This is a genomic window from Sulfitobacter sp. HI0129 (genome assembly GCF_001635395.1).
Lineage (GTDB): Bacteria > Pseudomonadota > Alphaproteobacteria > Rhodobacterales > Rhodobacteraceae > Sulfitobacter.
Genome location: NZ_LWGH01000437.1, coordinates 1 through 2,540 on the forward strand (window position 1 = coordinate 1; position 2,540 = coordinate 2,540).

The 2,540-nt window shown below is 58.2% G+C and carries 3 protein-coding genes; 1 reads left to right on the forward strand and 2 read right to left on the reverse strand.

The genetic code is table 11. The annotated features are described in order from the left end of the window. Positions 1 to 370, reverse strand: a 370-nt coding sequence (locus A3764_RS25995; protein ID WP_236628180.1) for a hypothetical protein, incomplete at its 3' end; no start/stop codon positions are given. Between the two features lie 127 nt (positions 371 to 497). Here A3764_RS25995 and A3764_RS11885 point away from each other — a divergent pair. Further along, positions 498 to 1,403 (forward strand): hypothetical protein, encoded by a 906-nt coding sequence (locus A3764_RS11885; RefSeq protein WP_067267165.1) that lies wholly within the window; start codon positions 498 to 500, stop codon positions 1,401 to 1,403. A gap of 144 nt (positions 1,404 to 1,547) precedes the next feature. On the opposite strand, the gene A3764_RS25175 is transcribed toward A3764_RS11885, so the two are convergent. After that, positions 1,548 to 2,540: ATP-binding protein (locus A3764_RS25175; protein ID WP_443069380.1), on the reverse strand; the 993-nt coding region annotated here is incomplete at its 5' end.

The following is a 2,540-nucleotide window of genomic DNA, read 5'->3' on the forward strand; positions in this document are numbered from 1 at the left end:
CTGCGCCGTGGTTCGCGCCCATGCAGGAACACTGGCAATCGTGTCCGACGGCGTTCCGACAAGCGGGCGCGCACTTCTCCATTTCACGGTAGGGCTGAACGACGTAGAGCTGTCCATATCGTTCCAAGCCGCTGTCAACAAAACGATTGAGCCAACTAACTGGTAACTTCCAGGCTTTCTCGACGGGAGCCCATTGTACTTCGGGCTTCCGGCGTCCGGTTGCCAGACCGAAAAGCCAGCCCCGATTATCGGGACGATATGGCAACCGCGCTGTGAGTTTATCGCCGGAAATCCCGGAACGGACGATGATTGGAATATTTGCGCTATTCCACTGGTAGCGGATTTCGGGAGGGATGGCGGTAGTGTCCATAAAATTCCCTTTTTTTGTTATAGAGTTACTTCAGTCATATATGCAATCATCGGGATTAAAGAAGTCGTGCAAAAGCCGGTTCACCAATCCGCGTGACTTCAAAGAAACTGGCAACGGCGGCTGAAAGATGAAACCTGAAATTTCCGAATTCTCTTACGGGTTCGCCCTTACCAATGAACTCGTTGGTTGGGTTGCGCTATCAGCCGCACCCGTGTTTCCAAGTCTGATCGAGGAAGGCAAAGCAGGAGGCGGCTATGATGTGAAGCTCGACCGGCCAGGTGTTCCCTTGTTTCTGCAATTCAAACGATCCCACTGTATGGTCCGCCGAACGGCGAAGGAACACCAAGCCGTTGTGGCCTTGGGCGGGACACTGAACGTTCCCTACTACCGTTTCCCCATCACCGAAGCGAAGACCTCCGATCAGCATGAACTCCTGCTGGCGCTAGATGATGGCTCAAACCTCGTTTTTTACGCGGCACCCCGCTTTCACAGGCGAAACGAGATCAATCAAGCCTGGAGTCGGTCTGATGTCGCCCGGCGCTCGCTCTTCGTGGCTCCACGGATGATAGGCCCATTGGACGATGAGCAACACCATGTCGCCTTCGATGGTGGGAATACATGGCTGTGTTCGGAACCACGCGTTCTCGAAGTGCTAACCAACAGAGGGTTGGAGGACAAGCTGAACGGTTTTTTGAAGGAACACGATCAGCCGCTTGGAGAACGCCTGCCGTCGCTGGTGGCGGAAATGCATGAAGCCGAACGGCGCGGGCGGCAGAAAGCCGAGCTGCGTCGCGGCTCAGGTATGCCACAAGATACTTCAATTTCTGACCGGGGGGACATTCCGGTGGTTGAAACCTTGACGCGAAGGTCCATCGTGGAAGGAGAATCTGACGCAGCAAGCACGCCGGAACCCGAACCTCCGGTGTCGCGTGAGCCCAAGCCTCTCGGAAGCGAAGCAGCCGCACTCCGGCAAGTGGCAGACATCGCCGCGCATGTGTTCGAGGCTCAGTTGATCATCGTCCAGCCACGGTAAAGCAGTATGCAGGCCTGAAACCGCCGTATTCCGCTTGGGCATACCCCACAAAGAAAATTTCCGGGAACGTGAATGTCAGGGGACAACATCCCCGCTATCAGCGCGTCCATATGCAAACGCAATTCTGGCGCCGAATCAAATCAGTCAATCTGGCATGTTCACGACAGTCACCCCTTTGATGGAGTCGCGTGCCAACTCGACCAGATGGGCATGATGCGTGAAGAGGATTGCCTGCCCGTTTGTGCCAATCTCGGCGCAAAGCTGCAGGGCGGCCCGAGCGCGCGTATCGTCGAAGGTTTCCATGATATCGTCCAGGATCATCGGCAGCGGCCCTGGGTCGCGCGCAAAACTGCGATATCCAGCGAGGCGCAGCGCAAAGTACAACTGGCCCATCGTGCCCGTCGACATCTGTTCAATAGGAACCGTACTGCCATCAGATTGGATACCAACAAGCTTTTCACCTTCCGCCTGGCTCCAGACGTCAACACCAGTCCAAGCGGGGGTGGTCATAGTGACAAAGGCCTCTTCAACATCACGCAACATGCCACTGCGCCGCTCTTCAGCAAGGCGACGCAGCGCCCCGCGTGCCGCCAGAACCCCGAGCCGAGCCACCGCCGCCTGACGGGCACCGCTCCGGAGCTCCTCGAGCAGTGTCGCCTGTTCGGTTGCGAGATCGCTGCGGTCGGCGGCCTCAAAAGCGTCGCGGTACAGACGGGCAGCCTCGCGCTGTGCGTCGCGGGCGGTGTCGCGGGAGTCCTGTACGTCTTTCAGGGCGAGTTCCAGTTCTGCCGCACGCGTGGCGTCCGGCATCCGGTCCAATTCCTCGGCAAAGAGATCGGCGTCCACGCCATCGCGAGCCTTCTGCCGATCGCGGTCCGCCGTTGCCTTATTGGCGCGCAGACGATCCCGTTCAACCAGCTTTGCTACCCGGTCGCGCGGCAAGAGGTCTTGCCCACCCTGCCCTTCGAAACAACCGTTCAGATCGTCGATCGCGGCCTGAAGTTCGGTCTCCGCGCGGCGTTTTGACCTGTCCGTTTCATCCCGTCGCAACACGGCCTCAACTCGTTTTTCGTCAGCCCGCGTGGATCCAACCACGCGCGCACGAGCACGGTCGATGACTTGAACCGGGTCGATACC